Annotated in this window: 12 protein-coding genes and 1 pseudogene; 5 read left to right on the top strand and 8 right to left on the bottom strand. The window is 73.1% G+C overall.

Annotated features, from left to right (window positions below):
- Positions 1-32 precede the first annotated feature (32 nt).
- Together lysA and ABTY15_RS09500 are read right to left on the bottom strand one after the other, a co-directional pair.
- A complete protein-coding gene (lysA, locus tag ABTY15_RS09505; RefSeq protein ID WP_350578815.1) occupies positions 33-1,373 on the bottom strand; it encodes a diaminopimelate decarboxylase in 1,341 nt (446 codons plus the stop codon).
- A gap of 18 nt (positions 1,374-1,391) precedes the next feature.
- Entirely contained in the window at positions 1,392-1,568 is a 177-nt protein-coding gene (locus ABTY15_RS09500) for a hypothetical protein (protein WP_350578812.1), read from the bottom strand.
- 295 nt (positions 1,569-1,863) lie between these two features.
- On the opposite strand from ABTY15_RS09500, the gene kdpB reads away from it, so the two are divergent.
- Positions 1,864-4,029, top strand: coding sequence for a potassium-transporting ATPase subunit KdpB (gene kdpB, locus ABTY15_RS09495; RefSeq protein ID WP_350578808.1), 2,166 nt, complete (start codon positions 1,864-1,866; stop codon positions 4,027-4,029).
- 42 nt (positions 4,030-4,071) lie between these two features.
- Here kdpB and ABTY15_RS09490 read toward each other — a convergent pair whose 3' ends face one another.
- Together ABTY15_RS09490 and ABTY15_RS09485 are read right to left on the bottom strand one after the other, a co-directional pair.
- On the bottom strand, positions 4,072-5,217 hold the full coding sequence (locus tag ABTY15_RS09490) for an alpha/beta hydrolase (RefSeq protein ID WP_350578805.1): 1,146 nt from the start codon (positions 5,215-5,217) through the stop codon (positions 4,072-4,074).
- A gap of 51 nt (positions 5,218-5,268) precedes the next feature.
- Positions 5,269-6,915: pseudogene (locus tag ABTY15_RS09485) on the bottom strand (xanthine dehydrogenase family protein molybdopterin-binding subunit); the annotation flags it as partial.
- Positions 6,916-7,138: 223 nt separating this feature from the next.
- Here ABTY15_RS09485 and ABTY15_RS09480 point away from each other — a divergent pair.
- Complete coding sequence (locus ABTY15_RS09480) at positions 7,139-7,624, top strand: hypothetical protein (RefSeq protein WP_350578802.1); 486 nt, start codon at positions 7,139-7,141, stop codon at positions 7,622-7,624.
- Positions 7,625-7,629: 5 nt separating this feature from the next.
- Here ABTY15_RS09480 and ABTY15_RS09475 read toward each other — a convergent pair whose 3' ends face one another.
- Positions 7,630-8,262, bottom strand: a complete 633-nt coding sequence (locus tag ABTY15_RS09475; protein WP_350578799.1) for a hypothetical protein — start codon at positions 8,260-8,262, stop codon at positions 7,630-7,632.
- Positions 8,263-8,355: 93 nt separating this feature from the next.
- Positions 8,356-11,892 carry an HD domain-containing protein gene (locus ABTY15_RS09470; protein ID WP_350578796.1) on the bottom strand — a complete coding sequence of 1,179 codons (3,537 nt, stop codon included), beginning with the start codon at positions 11,890-11,892 and terminating at the stop codon, positions 8,356-8,358.
- A 240-nt stretch (positions 11,893-12,132) separates the two neighbouring features.
- On the opposite strand from ABTY15_RS09470, the gene ABTY15_RS09465 reads away from it, so the two are divergent.
- The 3 genes from ABTY15_RS09465 to ABTY15_RS09455 all read left to right on the top strand — a co-directional run bounded on the left by ABTY15_RS09465 (position 12,133) and on the right by ABTY15_RS09455 (position 16,299).
- Complete coding sequence (locus tag ABTY15_RS09465) at positions 12,133-13,551, top strand: APC family permease (protein WP_350578793.1); 1,419 nt, start codon at positions 12,133-12,135, stop codon at positions 13,549-13,551.
- 50 nt (positions 13,552-13,601) lie between these two features.
- Complete coding sequence (locus ABTY15_RS09460) at positions 13,602-15,239, top strand: amidohydrolase (RefSeq protein ID WP_350578791.1); 1,638 nt, start codon at positions 13,602-13,604, stop codon at positions 15,237-15,239.
- A 472-nt stretch (positions 15,240-15,711) separates the two neighbouring features.
- The gene (locus ABTY15_RS09455) at positions 15,712-16,299 is read left to right on the top strand and encodes an SMI1/KNR4 family protein (RefSeq protein ID WP_350578788.1); all 588 of its coding nucleotides are present in this window, start codon (positions 15,712-15,714) and stop codon (positions 16,297-16,299) included.
- 400 nt (positions 16,300-16,699) lie between these two features.
- Here the strand turns inward: ABTY15_RS09455 and ABTY15_RS09450 are convergent, their stop codons facing one another.
- Both ABTY15_RS09450 and ABTY15_RS09445 read right to left on the bottom strand, forming a co-directional pair.
- Positions 16,700-17,131, bottom strand: a complete 432-nt coding sequence (locus tag ABTY15_RS09450; protein ID WP_350578785.1) for a cupredoxin domain-containing protein — start codon at positions 17,129-17,131, stop codon at positions 16,700-16,702.
- A gap of 10 nt (positions 17,132-17,141) precedes the next feature.
- Positions 17,142-17,657, bottom strand: coding sequence for a hypothetical protein (locus ABTY15_RS09445; RefSeq protein WP_350578782.1), 516 nt, complete (start codon positions 17,655-17,657; stop codon positions 17,142-17,144).
- Positions 17,658-17,798: the final 141 nt, after the last annotated feature.

Below are 17,798 nucleotides of genomic sequence, written 5' to 3'. Positions count from 1 at the left end.
GGACACCAGAGTGCACAGAGAGGCCGAACGTCTCAGCGCCCGACTTCACGGAGGCGGAAGTCCTCGACCGTCTCCCGCCTGATCAGCAGGCGGGCGCGTCCGTCCTTCACCGCCGCCACGGCCGGGCGGCCGACCAGGTTGTAGCCGGACGCCATCGACAGCTGGTAGGCCCCGGCCGCAGGTACCGCCAGCAGGTCGCCCGGGCGCAGGTCGGCGGGCAGCACCGCATCGCGGACCAGCACGTCGCCGGCTTCGCAGTGGCGGCCGACGACATCCACCCGGGCCGAGCCCGCGTCGGAGCGGCGGCCCACCAGGCGGACGCTGTACGGCGATCCGTACAGCGCCGGGCGCGGGTTGTCGCTCATTCCGCCGTCCACGGCGGCGAAGCTCCGGCCGTCCGCCGTGTGTTTCACCGACAGGACCCGGTAGACCGCCACGGCGGCCGGGCCGGCGATCGCGCGGCCCGGTTCGACGATCAGGCGGGGCACCTCCAACCCGGCCTCGGCGCAGCGGACCGCCAACCGGTCCGTCACCCGTAGCGCGAACTCGGGGAGGTCGAACTCGGCGTCCCCGGGCAGGTACGTGATGCCATGGCCGCCGCCGAGGTCGAGTTCGGGCAACTCGACGCCGTGCCGGTCGCGGACCTCGGCAAGTAGCAGGACCAGGGCGTCCACGGCCTGGAGGAACGGCTCGATCGTGGTGATCTGCGAGCCCAGGTGGCAGTGCAGCCCGGTGAGGTCGAGCGCGGGCTGGGCGAGGACCCGGGCGACGGCGTCCGCCGCGTCGCCGCCCTCGATCGGGAAGCCGAACTTCTGCCCGCCGACGCCGGTTCGGACCGCCGCGTGGTGTCCGGCCGCGATCCCGGGGACGACCCTGACCAGCACCCGCTGCGGGGTGTCCGCCGCCACCAGGGCGGCCAGCCGGGCGATCTCCGCCGGGCCGTCGATGACGATCCGCCCGACCCGCAGCCGCCGGGCCAGCCGCAGCTCCTCCGGGGACTTGGCGTTGCCGTGCAGCAGGATCCGCTGCGCCGGGAAGCCCGCCGACGCGGCCAGCCACAGCTCGCCGGAGGAGCAGACGTCCAGCCCGAGCCCCTCCTCCGCGACCCATTCCGCCATGGCGCTGCACAGGAACGCCTTGGCCGCATACAGCACCTCGGCGTGCGGCAGCGCCTGCCGGTACGCCCGGGCGCGGGCCCGCACCTCGGCCTCGTCGACCACGTACAGCGGGGTGCCGAACCGTTCGGCGGCCTCCGCCAACCCGACGCCGCCGACCAGCAGTTCGCCGCCGGGGCCGGGTCGCGCCGAGGCCGGCCAGGGGGCGCCGAGGGAGTCGACGACGGCCGGGACGGGAGGGGCGGTCAGCTGGGTCATGGTGGCGGCTCCGTCGGGTCAGTCTTCGAACTGCATGGCGATGCGGCAGTGCGCCGGGCGGGTACGGTCGTGCGCGAGCGGCAGCGGCAGCGGCAGCGGCCGATCGGAGGCCGGTTCCGGGTCGGCCTGGCGGTCGGTCACGGGCAGCAGCCGGACCACGCGGCGCAACGGGTTCGCGAGGGCGGTGTCGGTCATGGCGGGGATCCCTTCGGGCGGTGGCCGGACAGTTCCAGTGGAGACCCTCCGGGCACCGAGCGGGCCCGTCCTTGACGCAGGCCCTACGCCCTCGCCGCCGACCTTGACGCCACCCTGACACCGAGCGTCGGCAGTGTCAGGGAACTGTCAAGGACCGCCGGTCCGACGCCAAGGCCGCGTCAAAGCGGGCATGGCGGGCGGACGTCCGGTGGTGGGCTGTCCGCCGTTCCACGCCCCGTTCCCCCGAACCGCCGCCCGGATCCGAACCGGGCGGCCCGGAAGGTCCTCCGAGACGATGCGCCGTTCGGCCCTCACCCCACCGGACACCACCCCCGACCAGCAGAGCCCCGCACCCGCCCCACCCCAGCCGCCGCAGCACAGCCACCGCCCGTCGACCGGCAAGCGGCGCCGGCTGATCACCCGCCGCCAGCTCGCCGAGGCCCTGCCCGCCGCCGCGCGCAAGCTGCACCCGCGCACCATGGCCCGCAACCCCGTGATGCTCGTGGTCGAGACCGGCTCGGCCCTCACCACGCTCAGTGCGGTCGTCCACCCGAGCGTGTTCGCCTGGGTGATCAGCTTCTGGCTCTGGCTGACCGTCCTCTTCGCCAACCTCGCCGAGGCCGTCGCCGAGAGCCGCGGCAAGGCGCAGGCCGAGTCGCTGCGCCGCGCGCAGTCCGCCACCACTGCCCGGCGGCTGCTGCGCTGGCGGGTCGGCACCCGCGACCACCGCCACGAGGTCATCCCCGCCGGGCAGTTGCTGCTGCACGACATCGTGCTGGTGTCGGCCGGCGAGGTCGTCCCACAGGACGGCGAGGTGGTCGAGGGGTGCGCGACCGTGGACGAATCGGCGATCACCGGGGAGTCCGCGCCGGTCATCCGCGAGTCCGGCGGTGACCGCACCGCGGTGACCGGCGGCACCCGGGTGCTCTCCGACCACCTGGTCGTCCGGGTCACCTCCCGGCCCGGACAGAGCTTCGTCGACCGGATGATCTCCCTCGTCGAGGGCGCGAACCGGCAGAAGACCCCGAACGAGGTCGCCCTCAACATCCTGCTCGCCTCCCTCACCATCGTCTTCGTCCTCTCCGTCGTCTCGCTCCAGCCGATGGCCATCTACGCGCACGCGCCGCAGACCACCGTGGTGCTGGTGGCGCTGCTGGTCGCGCTCATCCCGACCACCATCGGCGCCCTGCTCTCCGCGATCGGCATCGCCGGGATGGACCGGCTGGTGCAACGCAACGTGATCGCCCTCTCCGGGCGGGCCGTCGAGGCCGCCGGGGACGTCGACGTCCTGCTGCTCGACAAGACCGGCACCATCACGCACGGCAACCGGCAGGCCGTCGCCCTGCACCCGCTGCCCGGCGCGACCGTCGAACAGCTCGCGGAGGCCGCCCAGTTGGCCTCGGCCGCGGACGAGACGCCGGAGGGTCGCTCGCTCGTCGAACTGACAGATCGTCAGTACTGGTTCCCGCCACGGCAACCCGGCGAACTCGGCGAGCAACTGCCCGTCCCTTTCAGTGCGCAGAGCCGGATGAGCGGCGTCGACCTGCACTGGCCGGACGGCACGAACTGCCTGATCCGCAAGGGTGCGGCCGGGGCCGTCGCCCAGTGGGTGGTGCGCAGCGGCGGGCACCTGCCGATCGAGGCCGAACCGCTGGTCGACCGGATCGCCGAGGCGGGCGGCACCCCGCTGCTGGTCGCGGTGCACGACCGGCACGGCGCCCGCGCGCTCGGCGTGGTCGAGCTCAAGGACGTGGTCAAGGAGGGCATCGCCGAACGCTTCGCCGAGTTGCGCCGGATGGGCATCCGCACCGTCATGGTCACCGGCGACAACGCGCTCACCGCCCGGGCGATCGCCACCGAGGCCGGGGTGGACGACGTCCTCGCCGAGGCCACCCCCGAGGACAAGCTCGCCCACCTGCGGCGCGAACAGGCCGCCGGGAACATGGTGGCGATGACCGGCGACGGCACCAACGACGCCCCCGCCCTCGCCCAGGCCGACGTCGGCGTGGCGATGAACTCCGGCACCCCGGCGGCGAAGGAGGCCGGGAACATGGTCGACCTCGACTCCAACCCGGCCAAGCTGATCGACATCGTCCGGGTCGGGAAGCAACTCCTCATCACCCGGGGCGCGTTGACCACCTTCTCGATCACCAACGACGTGGCCAAGTTCTTCGCGATCATCCCGGCGATGTTCGCGAACACCTACCCCGGCCTGCACCACCTCAACATCATGGGCCTGCACAGCCCGACCTCGGCGATCGCCTCCGCGATCATCTTCAACGCGCTGATCATCGTGGCGCTGATCCCGCTCGCGCTGCGCGGCGTCCGGTACCAGCCCGCCTCGGCGACCGACCTGCTGCGGCGCAACCTGCGGGTGTACGGGCTGGGCGGGCTGGTGCTGCCGTTCCTGGGCATCAAGGCGATCGACCTGCTGATCCAGTTCGTGCCGGGGCTGGGGTGAACCGGGGTGGCGGTGGCGGGAGTTGAGCCGGCCGCCCCGCCGTCACGCCGGGTCGGCCAGGTGGGCGCTCAGCCAGGAGAGGGACGGCGGCAGCAGCCGGTTCCAGGTGGTGAAGTTGTGCCCGCCGGTGTCCACCGTGGCCTGGTTGACGACCAGCGGCGGGCGGGCGGCCGCGGCGAAGGCCTGCGAGTCGGCGTAGGTGCGGCCGTCCTCCTTGCTGTCGGCCAGCAGGACGGCGAGGTCGGGCATCGGCAGGTGGGCGAGGCGCCAGTTCAGGTCGGCCTCGTCGCGGCGCTGCGGGCTGCCCGCGAAGAGGTCTCCGGTGGTGACGTCGTCGGCGGCCTTGAAGTAGCCGGACAGCGACACCGCCGCCGGGAAGGTCTTCGGGTGCTCCATGCCGAGCTTGAGCGCGCAGTAGCCGCCAGTGGAGTCGCCGATCACGCCCAGGCTGCCCGCCCCGGTGAGGACCCGGTAGGAGGCCCGAAGGTCGGCCGGCACGTCGGTGGTGAAGTAGCTCTGCGCCTGCGGGCCGCCCGGGACGTCCTCGCACTCGCTGTCCCGGGGCATGGACGGGGAGGGCCGCATCAGCACCAGGACGGTCGGCTTCATCGTCCCCTTGCGCAGCAGGTCCAGCTCGGTGGCCGGGTAGCGGAGCTTGGTGACCAGATTGGTGGCGTCCCCGGGGAAGCCGGTCAGCACCAGGAGGGCCGGGAAGTGCCGGCCGGCGTTGCCGGGCTGGAAGTACTGCGGCGGCAGGTAGACGTAACCGTCGGTGCTCAGCCCGGTGGTGCCGCCGGGGATGCGGACCCGGTCGAGCCGGCCGATCCGGGCCGGGTCCCGGCTTACCCCGCCCGGTCCGACGGCGGCCCCGGCCCCGGTGATCTCGGCCCCGCCGAGCACCTGCACCCCGGCCGGTCCTCCGCCGGAGCCGGCCCCCTGGATCACGCCCGCCCCGTGCTCGTGCCCGAACAGGTCGGACCAGCTGCTGTAGAACACGAAGTAGTCGTTGACGGCGAGGCCGAGCGTGAGCAGCAGGGCGATCTGGGTGACCACGATGGTGCCGAGCCGCAGGAACATCGCGGGCCAGCTGCGGACGGCGAGCTTCGGCCAGACCCAGAGCGTGCCGAGCACCGTGAACACCGCGAACAGTGCCATCAGCGCCAGCAGCTTGTGACTGGTGAGTCCCATGGGTCTCCAGGTGTCCCGGCCGTCCCTTCCACTCTGGACCACCGGGCGCCCTCACTCCTGTCGGAGCCCCTGTCCGAGCTCCTGCCCGAGCCCCTGTCCGAGCTCCTGTCCGAGCTCCTGTCCGAGCTCCTGTCGGACCTCCGCTCGGGCCGCGAGCGCCTGCCAGACCTTGTCGCGCAGGAACGGCGCCTCGGTGAAGCGGATGCCGGTGGCGTCCCGCAGGGCGTTGGCGAAGGCGGGCGGCACCGGGTTGAACGGGCTCTCGCTCATCGACTTGGCGCCCAGCGGTCCGATCGCGTCCGAGGTCTCCGAGAAGTGGACCTCGGTGCGCGGCACGTCCGCGTACGCCGGGAGCCGGTAGCGGCGGAACGCGGCGGTGGTGACCTCCCCCCGGTCGTCGGTCAGGACCTGCTCGAAGAGGGTCGCGCCGAGCGCCTGGGCGACGCCGCCCTCCACCTGGCCGCGGCACTGGAGCGGGTTCATGACCTTGCCGGCGTCGGCGCCGTGCACGCTGCGCAGGATGCGGATCTCCCCGGTGTCCGGGTCGACGGCGATCCGGAACCACTGGGAGTTGAAGGCGACCGAGCGCGGCGAGCCGCCGAAGTGCCCGTCGGCCCGGAGCTCGACGCCCCGGCCGCGGGCCGCCTGGAAGACCTCCTTCAGCGACACCGCCCGCCCGTCGCAGTCCACCCCGTCGGCGGCCAGCCGCAGCAGGCTGCGCGGGGTGCGGGCGTACTCGGCGGTGAACGAGAGGATCCGCTCGGCGAGGGCGTTGACGGCCTTCATCACGGCCTTGCCCGCGACGACCGTGTCGGCCGATCCGAAGGCGCCGGTGTCGTGCCTGACGACGTCGGTGTCGGACTGCCGGATCGCGATGCGGTCGACGGTGGTGCCGAGCGCACCGGCGGTGATCTGCTGGTGGACGGTGGTGGTGCCGTTGCCGAACTCCGCGGTGCCGACGGCGATGTCGTACGTGCCGTCCTCCAGCAGGGCCACCGTGGCGTCGGCGAGGTGGCCGCCGGGCGGGCCGCAGGCGATCGCCGCCATCGCAAAGCCCTGGCCCACCAGCCATCCCTCGGGGGCCAGTTCGGCGCTGGTGTCGGTCGCGAGCGCGGTGCGGACGACGCCGAGGCACTGGTCCAGGCCGTAGCTGGCGATGTGCAGGTCCTCCTCCTCGCCGAGCGGGCCCGCCATGTGCTCGCCGGGGCCGATGATGTTCCGCTCGCGCAGCACCAGCGGGTCGATCCCCAGCCGACGGGCGAGTTCGTCCATGGCCGACTCGACGGCGAAGGTGACCTGGCCGAGGCCGTAGCCGCGGAAGGCGCCGGCGGGGACGGCGTTGGTGTAGACGGAGTAGGCGTCGACCTTCTTGTGCGGCGCCCGGTAGACGCCCATCGACTCGCCGACGCTGTGAAACATCACCGCCGGCCCGTGGTTGCCGTACGCGCCCGTGTTGGCGACGACCCGGAACTGAATGGCCGTCAGGGTGCCGTCCCGCTTGGCGCCGAGCTTGACCGTGATCCGGAACGGGTGCCGCGTGGTGGCGCCGTGGAACTGCTCGGCCCGGGTGAACTCCAGCTTCACCGGCCGGTGCAGCCGCAGCGCCGCGAGCACCGCGATGTCCTCGGTGAGCATCTCCTGCTTGCCGCCGAAGCCGCCGCCGACCCGGCCCGCGACCACCCGGACCTGCTCCATCGGCCCGTCACCGCTCCGACCTGGTCGATCGTCCAGCGCGGGTGGGTGGGGCGAGGCAGGGGCGGGCGCGGGGCGGAGGCCAGGCCGGCGAGCGGGGTCGACGAACCTCGACAGCGGTGTAGAAGTTCGGTCGCAACCCGTCTATCCTGGCGGGGTTTGACGGCGAACTCCCTGCTCCGAACTCCCGGTGTGACCGCTCCGAGTCCCCCGCCGAGAAGAGGTGCCCGTGCCGACCCCTCACCTCCACCCGAGCCCCGTCGAAACAGCCGTCCTGCTCGTCGTCCTGGCCCTCCTGGTCGCCGAGGAGATCGCCCTCGGCCTGGCCGAGGAGGAGGACCGCCCGACCATCAGCGGCGTCCTCGCCTGCGCCTCCGGCTCGGGCCTGCTCGCCGTCGGCGCGGTGCTGCTCGGCCGCTGGCTCGCCGCCCGACGCCCGCTCCCGCTCCCCCCGCCCGGCCCCAACGGCCGCGAGTACAGCGCCCGCGCGCTGGAGGGCTTCCCGATGGAGGCGGTCCGCCCCCTTCTGCTCGCCGAACAGGCCCCCCAGTTGGGCCAGTTGTACTCGGCCTGGATGCTCGCCCGGGCCGGCCGCACCGCTCCCTGGATCGCCCGACGCCTCGCCATCCCGCTCGACGCCGCCCAACTCCTCGTCGACGCCACCCACGCCGAACACCCCGCGCGCCGGCGGGGCCGGCCGGTTCAGCGGCGTTGATCCGTTCAGCGCCGCTGACCGGGCGACGCGCTCGCCTGCGCGACCAGGAACGGCACCAGCCCGCGCTCCGCCAGCGCCGAGCGCCAGGTCTGCCGCGCCGCCGGCACCAACCCCCCTGCGCCGCCCGGCTCTTCACCCGCCACCGAGCGCGAGCGCGAACGGGCGGCCGCGGCCAGCAGCCCCACCCCGCCGAGCAGCCCGCCGACCGCCGCCACCCCGACTGCGGCCCAGCCCGCGTCCACCAGGGCCTCCGACAGCACCTCGACGTCCTCGACGAGTTCCAGCAGGTACCCGAGCAGCAGCAGGATCACCGCGACCGCCCCCGCCACCATCGGCAGGATCACCGCCAGCACCCCCCACCACCCGGAGGCCCGCTCCCGCGCCGGCGCGTCCACCGGCAGCCGCGCCACCGAGTCCGCGTCCGCCCGCAGCGCCGCGTACGTCTCGTACTCGGGCGCCGCGGCCGCCAGCACGTACTCGGCGTTCTCCCGCGCACAGCGCCGCAAGCGCTCCACCTCCTGCGGCCCCTCCCCCGCCGCCCGCAGCGCCGCCCGCACCTGCGGCCCGGCGAGCGCCCGCCCGAGCTCGGCCTCGAAGTCGGCCCGGTCCTGCTGCGGCAGTCGAAGCGGCCTGTCCATGGTCGGTTCCCCCGTTCACGCGCGGTAGTTCTACAGCACTGTAGAGCATGGGGGTGGGCGGCAGCAGTACTGCTCAGCTGGGAAGTCGGGCCGTCACGCAGGGTCGGCGAACGGGACCCGGGCGAGGGCGGCACGGATCATCTCGGCGGCGTCCGGCACGTCGACGCCCCAGGCGTGGAACCACTCGACGATCTGCCACGCGGGCCGTCCGTTCTCTCGGGCGATCCGCAGCAGTCTCGCCAGCGAGTAGCGCTCGTCGCGTCTCCTCCGAGAACGGCCGACCAGCTGCGCAATGAGCTCCCGAGCCTCCTCCAGGGTGAGCCCCACGGGCAGTTCCTCGCAGGACGTCGCAATCCCCCGCGACCTGAGATGGCCTGCCAGCACACTCGGAGCCAGGTCCAACCGGGCCGCTTCGATCAGGCGGGCAAACGGGACGACGTCCCCCACCGCCAGCCCCGACCAGTCCATCGGGCCGTGGGTGGAGAACAGCAACAGGTCCAGCAGGGACGGTTCGTGAGGAATGGCCATCGCGGTCTCGGTCCCGTACGCCCGGTACACCTCGACCGCATCGCACAGGGTGATCTTCCGAAGCTCCGCAAGCTTGAAGACCTGCCAGTAGGACGTCTTCGAGCCGGTGTCCCCGCCTTCGAACAGTTCCAGATCCTCCACTCGGGCACCCTCTGGCAGCGTGGCCACCTGAAATCCCGCGACGGACAGGGTCTCGACGACCTCGGAGATCGGCAGGTCCTCCTTCTTAGCCGCCCGCAGGACGTGTGCCGCCGGGACGGGCTCGGAGCGCCGCAGCCACGGGTTGGCCCCGTTGAGATGCACACTGACAAGCCTGCACAGTTGCGGTGAAGCGGCCACCGCGGACTCGGGGCCACGGAAGGTCTCCAGCAGCTCCCGCAGCAGATCGGCGTCGACCGCTCCCCGCACCGGCTCTTCCGGTACGACGAGCCCGAGCCCTTGTGCCCGTACGACGACCTCCTCCGGCGCGATGCCGAGACCATAGGCGCATCCTGCCACCCAGTCGTTCTCCACTGTCCTTCGCCAACGGTCGGCCCTGCTGCGCGCGCCGCGCGAGGCCAGCACCGCCAGGTCGGAGGGCATCGCCACGCGAACGCTCCGGACACCGAGGAGCTCCGGGCACAGTCGGCCCAGATCACTCAGTTGCTCCGCACAGCCGTGCGCCAGCAACCGCCAGAGCACGACATGGTCCGGCGGGCCGTCCAGTAACCATCCGGGGTCGGCGCCGTAGAAGGAGCGGAAGCCCACCGAGTGCAGGATGGCGGGGTCCGCCGGAAAGCAGCCTGTCCGGCCGAGATCGAACGTCCGACCGCGGACGTCCAGGCGCCGGCCCTGCCGTACGGCCTCCGCCGTGACCAGGTCAGCGAGCTGGGCACTGCGCTGCGCCACCCGGTCGAGCCATTCCAGGCTGAACAGCGGTGACCCCGAGCGCACCAGGTGCTCGGCCGCCGCCGTCAGCAGCTCGCCCACGGGCTGGGACAGGTCGTCCATCACCCGGCGGCGGTCCACCGACAGCCGCGCCGGGGCGAACGGTCCCGAGAGGTTCACCACGGCGCCGGTGAGCCCGCCACCCCCTCGGGACAGGACCCCGCGCACCGCCTCCGGCTCCACGATCAGCCCGTCCACGAGCAAGGCGCCGCCGTGTTCGCACCAGGTCACCTGGGCACCCTCCGGGGCATCGGGCCAAGCGACGGTCGTGCCATGGGCGTTGAGCCCGAAGGGTTCGCCCGCGGACGCCTCGCGGACCCGCAACACCCCCGGCTCCCAGCTCGCCTGCTTCTCACCGTGAACGGCCGTGGTGGCGAACTCAGCCATCCCCAGCAGGCGTTCGAGCACTCCGACGGCGGACCAGGAGTCCCCGAGGTCGATATCGTCCCGCAGGTGGAGCCGGATGACCGTACCCGGTTCCCGCCTCTTGCAGGCCCGTTCGACGATCCGGAAGAGGTGCCCGGGGCCGTGGATGGCCACGTGCAGCAGCGGGCCGAGCTCGCCGGAGGCGTCCATCCGGCAGGTGGTCACCTCGATCTCGTCGGCGAGCATGAAGTAGCTCAACACCCCGATGCCGAAACGGCTGTTGGGATACAGCTCGACCGGCGGGTCGGCCTGGCGCCAGGCGGCGCGCTCCAGCTTGAAGTCCAGTTGCTCGGCGAACCGGGCGCCCGCGTTGGAGAACACCCCGCGCAGCTCCGCCTCGCCCATGCCGACGCCGTTGTCCAGGCACTCCAGGTAGGCCCGCCCCTGCTCGTCCACGCCCTGGCGGAACTCGATCCGGCCGTCGTAGCGGTAGCTCGCCAGCGGGTGGGTGCGGTCCAGGTACTCGGTGCGGGCGCGGCGGTAGCGGCAGGCGTCGAGGGCGTTCTGGTAGAGCTCGCGGACGGCCAAGTCCCGGTCGCGGTAGAGCTCGACGCCCATCAGCAGGCTGCGCACCCGCCGTTCGTCGAGCCGGAAGCGCGCCCAGCCGGTGAAGGCTCCGGCGGCGGGGGCGGCCTCGTCGCAGGCGAGGCGGGTCGGGAGCGGATGGCCGGGGAGCAACCGCCGTACGGTGTGCAGGAGTTCGTCCGCCCGGGCGGTGTACTCGCGCAGGCCCTCGACCACCGCCTCGTGGTGGCACTGGGCGCGCAGCACGGGCAGGTCGTAGGAGCCGCCCCAAGCCGACTGGTCGAGGGTGCGGCGCAGTTCGGCGAGGTCGACCTCGTGCGGGATGCCGATGTGCTCGGCGACGATCTCCGGCAGCGCGGTCAGCTCGATGGCGACCCCGTAGGCCAGCGCCAGCAGCAGGGCCAACCGCTGTTCCCGGACGTGCTGTTCGCCGGGCGCCCGCAGGTGGTCGTCCTCCCGCAGCCCCGCGAGGTGGTCGCGGTTGGCGACGTCCGGGCCCCGGCGCAGCCCGTGCAGCAGGGCGCAGATCCGCTGGGGCGCGAAGGTCTCGCCGAGTTCGGCGAGGGCGGGCAGCAGGTCGAGGAGTTCGCGGACGCCGTCCGGGTCGGCAAGGTCCTCGTCCTGGGCGAGCCAGCGGTGGAACAGCCACCAGCCGAGCGGCCGCGCGCAGTCGGGGCGGGTGCGGGCGCGGTGGGTGAGCAGGTCGTACGACTCGACGAACCGCTCGTAGGACAGCCGGTCGCCGTCGGCCCCGGGGGCCGACTGGAGCTCGGTGGGGCGGACGGCGGCCCGGCCGGCGACCAGGCGCAGCGAGCGGACCCGGTAGAGGAACGGGACGACGACCAGCAGCGCCGCCTCGGCCGGGTAGAGGTCCAGGCCGGGTTCGCCGAGCAGCCAGCCGGCCCGCTCGGCGAACCGGGTGGCGATCCCGTCGTCCTGCCAGGGATCTTCGGTGCGCGCCGCTTCGTCCCGCAGCCTGGCCAGTTCCCGTACGACCGCGAGCGCGGCCCGCCGGTACGGCTCGACGTCCCGGTCGGCCCGGACGTGCCGCCAGGCGACCGACCGCGCCGCACACCGCACCCAGGCGTCCTCCCCGTCCGTCGTGTCCGGGGGCGGCCCGCCCAGGTGGAGGTGCTCGATGCGCCCGGCCTGCACGGACGCGCCGTACACCGTCCCGCTCAGCGTGTTCGCCACCCCACTCGGCGAATTCGACAGCTCGGCCACCGCTTCGACCCCTCCCCACAGGTGCAGGGGACGAGCGTAGGGCAACCCCACCGCACCCCGCCGCCCGTCGCGGGTCCGTCGCTGCGCGAGCGCTTATGACAACAGCATTGACGTGTTTCCCACCCCCCGGTTTCATGTCCGCACTCCCCCACACACCCCCACACCCGAGGCGGTGATCCCTTGGCACCGACGGCGAAGGAAACGAACTCCGGTCCGAGAACAACGGCGGGCCACCTCGCCATGCGCAAGTCCCTCGGCCTGCTGGACGGGGCGGCGCTCGCCGCCTCCAGCACGGCCGCCACCAGCAGCATCGGCATCGGGCTCGGCCTGATGGCGGGCGTGGTCGGCCTGCACCTGCCGGCGATCATGCTGCTGGCCTTCCTGCCCGTGCTCGCCATCGCCGGCGGCTACGGGCGGCTGAACCAGGTCGAGCCGGACGCCGGCAGCAGCTACCGCTGGGTGGGCCGTACGCTCAGCCCGTGGCTGGGCTTCCTCACCGGGTGGGTCAACACGGTCGGCACGATCGTGTTCATGGCCTACACCACGACGGTCACCGGTTCGGCGATCGTCCAGTTGCTCGACCAGGCGACCGTGCGCAGCGTGGCCGGGCTGCGGCTGGACCCGGACTCCACCGTCCAGTGCACCCTGATCGGCCTGGTCGTGCTGGTCGGCGCGGCGCTGGTCGCGGTGCGCGGGCTCGACCTGGCCGCCCGGTTGCAGAAGGCGCTGCTGGTCTTCGAGTACGCGGTGCTGCTCGGCTTCTGCGGGTACGGGCTGTTCGCGGGCGACCAGCCGTTCTCGCTCCAGTGGTTCAACCCGTTCGACATCCCGTCCTTCGACGCGGTCGCGCAGGGCATGGTGCTGGCGGTGTTCTGCTACTGGGGGTTCGAGTCGGTGTTCAGCGTCGGCGAGGAGGTCCGCGACCCGCGCGACGCCTCCCGGGGCGGGCTGCTCGCCCTGGTCGTCATGATGCTGCTCTTCCTGCTCGCCGGGACGGCGTTCCAACGGGTACTGCCCATCGACGAGTTGGCCGACAACGGCGCGCACGGACTGACCTACTTCGGCACCACGCTGGCCCGCCAGCCACTCGCCGCGCTGCCGCTGATCGCACTGACGTTCTCCGCCGTCGCCTCCCTCCAGGCCTCGGTGATCCCCACCGCCCGCGGGATGTACGCGATGGGGCGGGACGGCACGCTCGGTCCGGTCTGGACCAAGCTGCACCCCCGGCACTCGACGCCGGCCGTCGGCACCCTGCTGATCACCGGGATCGCCGTGCTGCTCGCCCTCGGGTCGATCGCGATCCCCACCGTCAACGACCTGATCTCGGCGGCCGTCAACGCGATCGGCATCGTCGTCGCCCTGTACTACGCGCTGACCGCCGTCGCGGCCGCCATCCGGTTCCGGCACCTGCTGCGCTCCGGCCCGGCGGAGGCGCTGCGCGCGGTGGTCGGCCCGCTGCTGGGCGCGGCGGCGCTGCTCGCCGTCGGCGGCTACCTCGCCTGGAGCTTCTACGACTCCGCCGACCACTTCGAACTCGCCGCCGACAACGGCTGGTTCGAGCTGTCCGTGCCGGTGCTGATGATCGCCACCGGGCTGCTCGCGGCGGCCTGGGCGCGCTGGCGGCGGCGCTCGCCGTACTTCCTCCGCGACGCGCACTGAAAAGTCACGCGGAAAACCGAACCGAGAAACCAAGGAACGGAGCACCACCCATGACCAAGGCCGATCTGGTCTTCACCCATGGCCCCGTCCACACCGGCGACGCCGCCCGCACCCGGGCGACCGGCCTGGCCGTCACCGGCGAACGGATCACCGCCGTCGGCCACGACGAGGTGCGGGAGCTGATCGGGCCCGGGACCGAGGTCGTGGACCTGCGGGGCAAACTGCTGCTGCCCGGGTTCCAGGACGCACACGTGCACGCCGTCTACGGCGGCACCGAGCTCGCCACCTGCGACCTCACCGGCACCGTCGGCGTCGCCGACTACCTGGAGCGGATCCGCGCCTACGCCGAGGCCCACCCGGCGCAGGCGTGGATCACCGGCAGCGGCTGGTCGCTGGAGAGCTTCGACGGCGGGCTGCCCACCCGGCAGCTGCTCGACTCCGTCGTCCCGGACCGCCCGGTCTACCTCACCAACCGCGACCACCACGGCGCCTGGGCCAACACCCGGGCCCTGGAACTCGCCGGCCTCACCCGGGACACCCCCGACCCGGCCGACGGCCGCATCGAACGCGAACCCGACGGCACCCCCGCCGGCACCCTCCAGGAGGGCGCCACCACGCTCGTCGCCCGGCTCGTCCCGCCCGCCACGGCCGCCGACCGGCTCGACGGCCTGCTCCGGGCGCAGCGGCTGCTGCACTCGCTCGGCATCACCGGCTGGCAGGACGCCCTGCTCGGCGAGTTCAACGGCCAGCCGGACCCCTCCGACGCCTACCTGGCCGCCGCCCGTTCCGGCGCGCTCACCGCCCGGGTGACCGGTGCACTGTGGTGGGACCGCGACCGGGGCGCCGAACAGATCCCCGAACTCGTGGAGCGGCGCGCCGAGTTGAGCCACGGGCGGTTCCGGGCGAGCTCGGTGAAGGTCATGCAGGACGGCATCGCGGAGAACTTCACCGCCGCGCTGACCAGCCCCTACCTGGACGGCTGCGGCTGCGCCACCGGCAACACCGGTCTCAGCTTCGTCGACCCCGTCGCGCTGCGCGGGTACGTCACCGAACTGGACGCGCTCGGCTTCCAGGTGCACTTCCACGCACTCGGCGACCGGGCCGTCCGGGAGGCGCTGGACGCCGTCGAGGCCGCCCGGGCCGCCAACGGGTGGCGCGGGAACCGGCACCACCTCGCCCACCTCCAGGTGGTCCACCCGGACGACCTCAACCGCTTCGCGCGGCTCGGCGCGATCGCCAACATCCAGCCGCTGTGGGCCGCCCACGAACCGCAGATGGACGAGCTCACCATCCCCTTCCTCGGCCCCGAACGCGCTGCCTGGCAGTACCCGTTCGGCGCCCTCCAGCGTGCCGGGGCCACCCTCGCGGCGGGCAGCGACTGGCCGGTCAGCAGCCCCGACCCGCTGGCCGGCCTGCACGTGGCCGTCAACCGGATGGAGCCGGAGGCCCGCGACGGCCGGGTCTTCCTGCCCGAGCAGCGCCTCGACCTTGCCTCCGCCATCGCCGCCTACACGGCGGGCTCCGCCCACGTCAACGGCCACGACGACGCCGGCACCCTGACCGTCGGCCACCTGGCCGACCTGGTCGTCCTCGACCGCGACATCCTCACCGCCCCCGCCGAGGAGATCGCCCAAGCCCACGTCCTCCGCACCTACGTCGCCGGCCACCTCGTCCACTCAACCGACTGACCCCCACCCCCGGCCGGGCCGCACCCCCTGGGGCGGCCCGGCCCTGCACGGCGAATCCGCCTCCACGGCCCGCGCTGCGGGTCTCCGCCCGGGCAGAGACCCGCAGCGCGGGCCGGACAGTTCCCCGCACACGGCGAGCGGCAGCCCACCGGCGCCCGAGCGCAGCCCCGGTCCTCCCCTCACAGCCGGAACAACCCGCCGCCCGAAGCGGCACACGACGGCCACCACCCGCGCTGCACAGGAAGTCGACCTGACCGACTTCCCACACATCCCACCCGCGGCAGGGTCAGCGGCCCCAGCACGCTGCTCGACAGCCAGGGGGCGACGGCTGTGACCGGAAGCGACAGGTGGCGGTTGGAACCGTCAGGTGGCGGCTCTGCGATCTCACCACGGTGAGTGACTGTGACCACGAAGTAGACGTACGGAGGCCCCATGCCAAGCGTTGTCCGTCCACTGCGCTTTACTCGGCGCCGTGGAAACAGCGGCAATGTGGAGTGAGAAGCTGGCAGCCATCACGGGCTGGGAGAACCCGACGGCGAGGGTGATCGACTGGCCCTCGGTCGAGGCACGGCTCGGCGTCGCCCTGCCGACCGACTACAAGCAGCTGGCGCAGTGGTTCGGCTCGGGGGCATTCGACGGGTTCCTACAGCTCTCCACTCCTGACACGCCGGGCCCGCACCACGACCTGATCAAGTACGCCGAGTGGCTGGGCTCACGCGCCGCTGCCGACTCCTCGATCGGCGACCTCTTCAGTCCGCATCCCGTGTTTCCCGCCACCGGCGGCCTGCTTCGGTGGGCGGACTCGGTCCAGGCCGACCAGTTCTTCTGGCTGACCGATTCCGCCGATCCCGACCGCTGGCCGATTCTCGCCCAGCCGCATGATGACGTCGCCGCCGGCTGGGAGCGATTCGACGGTTCCACCAGCGAGTTCATCTACCGGGTCCTCACGGATCCCCAGCAGTCGTTCTCCATCGCCTGCTTCTTCGACACCCACACCTTCGAGTCGTACGAGCAGATCAGCGAACCGGACCCCGAGTGGGACGCCGATCCACATTGGTGAGGAAGTCAGCACCCGTCCGCTGACACGGGGGGATCCACCCCACCGTCCACAACCACAGCCAGCAACCAACCCGACAAACCGGTGTGCCCACCCCCGCTCCACCATCCAGGGCAGAGGCGGGACGGACGACCACCCGGGCTGCGCAGGAAGTCGACCTGTCCGACTTCCTGCGCAGCAGACCGGGGATCGGGGGCGGCGGCCCCAGCGAGCTGTTCGGCGGTGAGCGGTTCGCCGACCGCCCGTCCCTCCTCGGCCCGCAGCGAGCGGGCGCCCCGGCGACGACGGGCGCGCCGCCTCCGCCCCGACGTACGGAGACGGGCAGGGCCACCCGGCCCCGTCACCACCCACCCGGCCACCCCGCCCACCGCCGGGCCGCACCTCCCGGGGCGGCCCGGCCCCGTCACGTCACCGTCAGGATGCCGCGCATGAAGTGGTGGTAGGTGCAGAGGTAGGAATACGCGCCGGGTTGGGCCGGGGCGGTGAACGCGGCGGTGGTGCCGGGGGCGATGGGGCCGGTGTCGAAGCTGCGGTCCTGGGCGGTGAGGGTGTGGGTGGTGGTGTCGGCGTTGTGGACCGTGACGACGGCGCCCCGGTGGACGGTGAAGTTCGCCGGGTCGAAGAGGAAGTTCCTGATGGTGACCGTCGCCTGACCGGAAGCCGGGGCCGAGGTGCCCGCGGCCGACGCCCCCGGGGCCGTGGTGCTCGGCGAAGGCGGTGACGCCGAGGTGGTGGGGCCGGGCTCGGTGGGAGCCGGCCCCACGAAGCTGCTGAGGCAGCCGCCGAGGGTGGCGCTGAGCAGCAGGAGGGCCACGGCCCGCGGGAGTGGTCTCATCGGCCGGCGGTCAGCCGGCTCCGACGGCCAGCTGGATCCGGCGGGCGTCCGCCGAGGCGGGCGGGGTGGCGCCGAGGTTGGCCACCGTGGCGATGAGGACGGCGTCCGCGCCCGGGATCCAGTTGACCGTCTTGGACTGCACGATGATCTGGCGCTGCTGCTGCGTGCCGTCGCAGTGGACGTCCGCCTCGGCCGTCCGGCTGGAGCCGAAGGCGATGGAGGAGGAGTCCTGCGGGTCCTTCTGCTCGACCGAGACGGTGAGCGAGCGGGCCTCCTCGGCCACTCCGCAGAGGTAGCCGAGGTCCACCCGGACCCGGCCGGGCAGCTTCGGGTCGATCGTGGCCCCGGCGATGGCGACCGCCGTGACCGCCGCCGGGGTGTCCGTCACCGGTGTGGGGTCGGTCACCGGCGTCGGATCGGTCACCGGCGTGGGATCGGTCGGCGGCGTGGGATCGGCGGCCAGGGCGGGCGCCGCGAGCCCGACGAGGACCGAGGTGAGAGCGGTCAGGACGATCCACCGTTGCATTGCCAACCTCCCGTTGACGGGGACGCGCTGGGGCCGACGCTAACCGCCCGGCCGGGGGCCCGCGCGCTGAGCCGTCCGGTCGTCGTCCGGACGGCTCAGCCGGCTCCCCACCCCCCGATCACCTGCTCACCTGCTCACCTG

The sequence above is a fragment of the Kitasatospora sp. NPDC097643 genome (assembly GCF_040302625.1).
GTDB lineage: Bacteria > Actinomycetota > Actinomycetes > Streptomycetales > Streptomycetaceae > Kitasatospora.
This window is presented reverse-complemented; position numbering and strand designations above follow the sequence as displayed.

Excerpts from the sequence above, each read along its gene's own strand:
- ABTY15_RS09450 (WP_350578785.1), bottom strand. The coding sequence starts at position 17,131 with ATGAGACCACTCCCGCGGGCCGTGGCCCTCCTGCTGCTCAGCGCCACC.
- ABTY15_RS09475 (WP_350578799.1), bottom strand. The coding sequence starts at position 8,262 with ATGGACAGGCCGCTTCGACTGCCGCAGCAGGACCGGGCCGACTTCGAG.
- kdpB (WP_350578808.1), top strand. The coding sequence starts at position 1,864 with ATGCGCCGTTCGGCCCTCACCCCACCGGACACCACCCCCGACCAGCAG.
- ABTY15_RS09490 (WP_350578805.1), bottom strand. The coding sequence starts at position 5,217 with ATGGGACTCACCAGTCACAAGCTGCTGGCGCTGATGGCACTGTTCGCG.
- ABTY15_RS09500 (WP_350578812.1), bottom strand. The coding sequence starts at position 1,568 with ATGACCGACACCGCCCTCGCGAACCCGTTGCGCCGCGTGGTCCGGCTG.
- ABTY15_RS09460 (WP_350578791.1), top strand. The coding sequence starts at position 13,602 with ATGACCAAGGCCGATCTGGTCTTCACCCATGGCCCCGTCCACACCGGC.
- ABTY15_RS09465 (WP_350578793.1), top strand. The coding sequence starts at position 12,133 with ATGCGCAAGTCCCTCGGCCTGCTGGACGGGGCGGCGCTCGCCGCCTCC.
- lysA (WP_350578815.1), bottom strand. The coding sequence starts at position 1,373 with ATGACCCAGCTGACCGCCCCTCCCGTCCCGGCCGTCGTCGACTCCCTC.
- ABTY15_RS09445 (WP_350578782.1), bottom strand. The coding sequence starts at position 17,657 with ATGCAACGGTGGATCGTCCTGACCGCTCTCACCTCGGTCCTCGTCGGG.